6 protein-coding genes are annotated in these 4978 nt (G+C 68.8%); all 6 read right to left on the reverse strand.

Annotated features, from left to right (window positions below; all coding sequences use genetic code 11):
• Positions 1-508: 508 nt before the first annotated feature.
• The 6 genes from ACFW2E_RS26795 to ACFW2E_RS26820 all read right to left on the reverse strand — a co-directional run bounded on the left by ACFW2E_RS26795 (position 509) and on the right by ACFW2E_RS26820 (position 4855).
• Entirely contained in the window at positions 509-982 is a 474-nt protein-coding gene (locus ACFW2E_RS26795; RefSeq protein WP_026253112.1) for a bifunctional nuclease family protein, read from the reverse strand.
• 86 nt (positions 983-1068) lie between these two features.
• Complete coding sequence (locus ACFW2E_RS26800; protein WP_384469625.1) at positions 1069-1806, reverse strand: MerR family transcriptional regulator; 738 nt, start codon at positions 1804-1806, stop codon at positions 1069-1071.
• Positions 1807-1823: 17 nt separating this feature from the next.
• A complete protein-coding gene (locus tag ACFW2E_RS26805) occupies positions 1824-2654 on the reverse strand; it encodes an FHA domain-containing protein (RefSeq protein WP_384469626.1) in 831 nt (276 codons plus the stop codon).
• 190 nt (positions 2655-2844) lie between these two features.
• The gene (locus ACFW2E_RS26810) at positions 2845-3681 is read right to left on the reverse strand and encodes a DUF881 domain-containing protein (protein ID WP_384469627.1); all 837 of its coding nucleotides are present in this window, start codon (positions 3679-3681) and stop codon (positions 2845-2847) included.
• 5 nt (positions 3682-3686) lie between these two features.
• Complete coding sequence (locus tag ACFW2E_RS26815) at positions 3687-4019, reverse strand: small basic family protein (protein WP_006134295.1); 333 nt, start codon at positions 4017-4019, stop codon at positions 3687-3689.
• A complete protein-coding gene (locus tag ACFW2E_RS26820; protein ID WP_384469628.1) occupies positions 4016-4855 on the reverse strand; it encodes a DUF881 domain-containing protein in 840 nt (279 codons plus the stop codon). Before ACFW2E_RS26820 ends, ACFW2E_RS26815 begins: the two co-directional genes overlap by 4 nt.
• Between the last annotated feature and the right edge of the window lie 123 nt (positions 4856-4978).

The following is a 4978-nucleotide window of genomic DNA, read 5'->3' on the forward strand; positions in this document are numbered from 1 at the left end:
CCGTTTCGCGGTGTGGGGGGTGGGGGGGCGCGGCGCCCGCCCCGCCCGCCCCACCGCGGTAGCCGATCTCCTCGGACGCCATGGGCGCCGCCCCTCCGCTGTTCGGCGCGACGGCCGTCGGCCGCTGCGGGGCGTGGCCGACCGCCATGCTGGACCGCAGCTGAGAGCCCGGGGGAGGGTACGGACCGCTCTCCCCGAAACCGCGTCCGGGGGCACCCCCAGCCGTACCGTCGCCGCTGCTTCTCACGCCGACCTCCGTCCTTGAACTGCCTTCTCGACGGTAGGCAGTCACCAAGGGTGCGTCAACGATCGCCACACTCGGCACGCCGAGTGATAATCACCCTAGGAGTGGTTTCCCGTGCCCCACCGCGGGGAAAGGCTAGCCGAATGCTCTGGCGGGGAGTCGTAGGACGCTCTCAATGGCCGGGGGCATTTGCCGACATACCGACCGTGACAGGGCGTCGACAAGCCGGCACGGACCGCGTCCGCCGCTCCGGGGCCGCCCGGCTCACTGGCTGCTGGTGCCGAAGTCCTCGGGCGAGATCTGGTCGAGGAACTCGCGGAACTTCTCCACTTCGTCCTCCTGCTCGTCCGGAATCGCGATGCCCGCGTCGTCGAGCACCGTGTCACTGCCGTAGATCGGCGTTCCGGTGCGCAGAGCCAGCGCTATGGCGTCGGACGGACGCGCGCTCACCTCGACCCCGCTGGCGAAGACCAGCTCCGCGTAGAAGACGCCCTCACGCAGGTCCGTGATGCGCACTTCCGTGAGCTCCTGGCCGACGGCCTCCAGCACGTCCTTGAACAGGTCGTGGGTCAGCGGTCGCGCGGGGGCCATGCCCTGCTGGGCGAAAGCGATCGCCGTCGCCTCCCCCGGCCCGATCCAGATGGGGAGGTACCTGTCGCCTCCCACTTCGCGCAGGAGCACGATCGGTTGGTTGGAGGGCATTTCGACCCGGACACCTACGACATCGAGCTCGTTCACACAGCAACCCTAGGCCGTGCTCGGGACGTTTGGGTAGTCGGGCCGGGAACGGGTGCACGATCCGGCCTCCCGAGCACCGCCGCCACTCAGGGCAGACGCACCCCGAGGGCGGTCTTGACCAGGGCCGCGTGCAGCCGCACCGTGAGCGCCGCCAGCTCCTTCGTGCGAGCCTGGGCGTGGGCCCTGGTCTGCGGGTTGCGGTGCCGCTTCAGGGGAGCCACCACCTGGTCCACCAGCCCGGCCTCACGGTCTGCGGCGGCCTTCATCACCCGCAGATGGCGCGGCTCGATCCCGAACCGTCCCAGCTCGGCGACGAGCGACGCGACGGTGACCGCCTCCGCGTCGTACGCGCCGTCCTCCAGTGGAGCGATGAGCCCGTACGACTCCCACTCCTCGAGGGTGCTCTCGTCGACGTCGGCGGCCGCCAGCAGCTGGGCCCGCCCGATCCGTGCCACCGTGGGGGTGTCGGTCGAACCGAGGACGTCCTTGCCGTCGCGCGGACGGCCCATGACGGGCAGCTGTACGGCCTCTCCGCGCTCCACGGCGTCGAGGTGCTCCCGGATCACCTTGAGCGGCAGATAGTGGTCCCGCTGCATCCTCAGGACGTGCCCCAGGCGCTCGACGTCCCCGGAGCTGAACTTGCGGTACCCCGAAGGCGTCCGCTGCGGCTCGATGAGACCCTCCGACTCCAGGAAGCGGATCTTGGAGATGGTGACTTCGGGGAACTCGTCGCGCAGTACGTTCAGCACCGTGCCGATGCTCATCAGCCCACTGTCCGTGGCGGCGGCACCGTGCCCGGCACCGCCGCTCGGTGTTTGAAGCATGGACCTTCCCTGACGGGTCAGATGCCCTGCCGGCTCGCGTAGAAGACCAGCCGGTACTTGCCGATCTGCACCTCGTCACCGTTCGACAGAGCGACCTGGTCGATCCGCTCGCGGTTGACGTAGGTGCCGTTCAGACTGCCCACGTCGGCCACCGTGAACGAACCGTCCGGGGAGCGCCTGAACTCCACGTGGCGACGCGAGACCGTCACGTCGTCCAGGAAGATGTCGCTCTGCGGATGGCGTCCCGCCGTCGTCAGCTCGCCGTCCAGCAGGAAGCGGCTGCCGGAGTTCGGGCCGCGGCGCACCACCAGCAGCGCCGAGCCCATCGGCAGTGCGTCGACCGCCGCCTGCGCCTCGGGAGAGAGCGCCGGCATCTGCGTCTGCCCGGTGACCTCGGCGTCGTAGGCCTCGAGACCGGAGATCGAGATCGTGGACGTCGTCTCGGACGGACGCTCCGCCGCAACGCCTGCGCGCAGCGGGGCACCACAGTTGGAACAGAACCGGGCGTTCTCCGCGTTCCGGTTACCGCACCTCGTACAAACCAGGACCGACATGGACGGATCCTCCTGCCGCGGCTGCCCCCCTGGGGCATTGGACGCGTACGGGTCGGAGGCAAACCCTCCACCCGTACTTGAGGTTGACGGTTGCCCGAAACCTATGCCGCTCGACTGGGCAGGGTCAACAGACGGCGCGCCCTGACCACCGGAAATGTCACCGCCCGGACCAGAGACCTGGTCGCGGAACAGCGGGCGCTGACCCTCTGCGTCAGGCTGTGCGCGATGACGAGCGGTCGCGTTGGCGCTGCCCTCTCGCGCGCTCTTGCCGAACAACTTCGCAAACAACTTCACGGGCGATTCCCCTTGACCGAAACAGACCCGCCCGTGGGGCAGGACGAACCCTGATTGCGTACACCGGTCGACCCGGACATCCTCACAACGTCCGTATCCACCAGACAGTTTCCACCACGCGCCACCTCTTCGGTGCGCCGACCCCCCGCAACCTCATGCCCCTGCCCGACGTTCCCCATGCACCGCCGGTTCACTGGGAGGACGACCGAGCGTAGTCAGGCCGCTTCACCGCTCGCAAGGCTTCCACGACGATCTTGGTCGACCGCTCGACGGTCACGGTGGCCTGCTCCTTCTCGAGAGTCTGCACCACGCCTCCGGGGATGTTGAGCGCCGGTTCGAGGTCCTGCGGCTTACCGATGACCTTGAAACGATAGGGGGCGTTGATCTTGTTCCCGTCGACGCTCACGCTCTTGCCGGAGTCCGTCAGATAGGTACTGGCGACGACTCGCACCCCGTTCACCTGGATCGCCTCCGCACCGGCCGCGCGCAGTTCCTGGATCGCGTCGAGCAGCATGTCCGCCTTGACCGCCCCCTTCGTGTCGTCGATCGTCATCGTGATGCCGGGGCCCTGCGCCGCCACGGTGCCCGCCAGAATGCCGAGTTGCCTCTCCTTCTCGGCCGTCTGCTTGCGGGCCTCCGCGGCCCGGTCCGAGCTGCTCTGCAGTTCCGACCGCTGCTTCTCGAGTCCCTGCTTCTCGTCCTCAAGACGCTGAGTACGGTCGTCGAGTTCATCGAGGATGCGAACAAGATCTTCCTGACGTGCGCCGCGCAGCGCGCTGTCGCCGTCGCTGTAGGACGCCACCTGTACGGCCAGACCGAAGCCGAGTCCGAACAGCAGCACGGCGACGATGAGTTGCGCCCTGGTGATCCGCGGCGGCCACAGACCCTTCAGCAGCCGCTGGCGGCCCGTGAGCGCGGCCTCGGGCTTCTCGTCCGTGTCCGGCTCGGGGACGGGAGCCGGCGCGGGCACCTCGTCGGGCAGTTCCTTGCGCAGCCTGTTCTCCGGCTGCTCGTCCTGGTTGCTCATCGGTCTCACGCCCGGAACACGTGACGCCGGATCGCCGCGGCGTTGGAGAAGATGCGGATGCCGAGGACCACCACGACACCGGTGGACAGCTGCGCCCCCACGCCCAACTTGTCGCCCAGGAAAACGATCAGTGCGGCCACGACCACGTTCGACAGGAACGACACGACGAAGACCTTGTCGTCGAAGATGCCGTCGAGCATGGCCCGCAGGCCGCCGAAGACGGCGTCGAGCGCAGCGACGACGGCGATCGGCAGATAAGGCTCGACGACCGCCGGAACCTCAGGTCGGACCAACAGCCCGGCCACGACTCCCACGATGAGGCCCAGTACGGCGATCACGATGTGCCCTTCCCAGTGCTCGGCTCTGCTGTACGTACGATCACACTCGGTGCTGCCGGCAGCCGGATGTCGCTCTCCGTGGAGATGCCGGTCCGGATGCCGTAGTTGTCATCCAGGGCGTGCAGATACAGCCCGTCGGCGCTGTTCTGGAACCTGGTGCTCAACTTCTTCGCGTCCCCCACCGCGAGCACCGTGTAGGGCGGCACGAGCGGCTTGTTGTCGACCAGTATCGCGTCACCCGCGGCCCTGATCGCGGACAGGGCGGTCAAGCGCTGCCCGTTGATGGAGATCGCCTCGGCACCGGAGGCCCACAGCCCGTTCACCACACGCTGCATGTCGCGGTCGCGGACCCGGCCGGTGTCGGTGAAACCGGACGTCTCCCGGGGATTGCTGCCGTCGCCGCCCGTCGAGGCTTCCTTGGCGTCGTTCACGACCAGCTTCACACCGGGGCCGTGCACCGCCGTGGCGCCCGACAGGACGCCGACGAGATCCACCTGTCCACTGCCGCCGCTCGCCTTCAGAGCCGCCCGCTGGCGCGCGCTCACGTCGTCGCGCAGCTTGTCGACCGAGCCTTCCAGCTTGTCCGCGGACTTGGTCTCACGGTCGATGCGGTCGATCAGCTCCTGGCGCTCCTTGGCCACCACGGGCGCGGCCACGCGTGCCTGCGCCGCGCCGACGGTCACGACCAGCGCCGCAAGCACCAGCCCCACGGCAAGGCCCAGCTTCGCCCGGAGGGTCTTCGGCATGCCGCCTTCCCCCTGGGACTGCTTCCGGGCGGCGGCCTCGGCGTACCCGTCGTCGAGGCTGTGGTCCATGACGTTGGTGATCAACGACATGGAAGCGTCCGGGCGCGGCGGCCGCGACGGCGGCGTGCTCCGAACGGGGGGTAGCTGCGGCATGCCGCACATCGTCGCACGTCGCGACCAGTACCTCCGAATGGCCCCACCGACGTGCCGGAC

The sequence above is a fragment of the Streptomyces sp. NPDC058964 genome, from assembly GCF_042741275.1.
Lineage (GTDB): Bacteria > Actinomycetota > Actinomycetes > Streptomycetales > Streptomycetaceae > Streptomyces.

What these genes read in the sequence shown, in the direction of transcription:
- ACFW2E_RS26800 (WP_384469625.1), bottom strand. Translation starts at nt 1,806, where the DNA reads ATGCTTCAAACACCGAGCGGCGGTGCCGGGCACGGTGCCGCCGCCACG.
- ACFW2E_RS26810 (WP_384469627.1), bottom strand. Translation starts at nt 3,681, where the DNA reads ATGAGCAACCAGGACGAGCAGCCGGAGAACAGGCTGCGCAAGGAACTG.
- ACFW2E_RS26820 (WP_384469628.1), bottom strand. Translation starts at nt 4,855, where the DNA reads ATGTCGTTGATCACCAACGTCATGGACCACAGCCTCGACGACGGGTAC.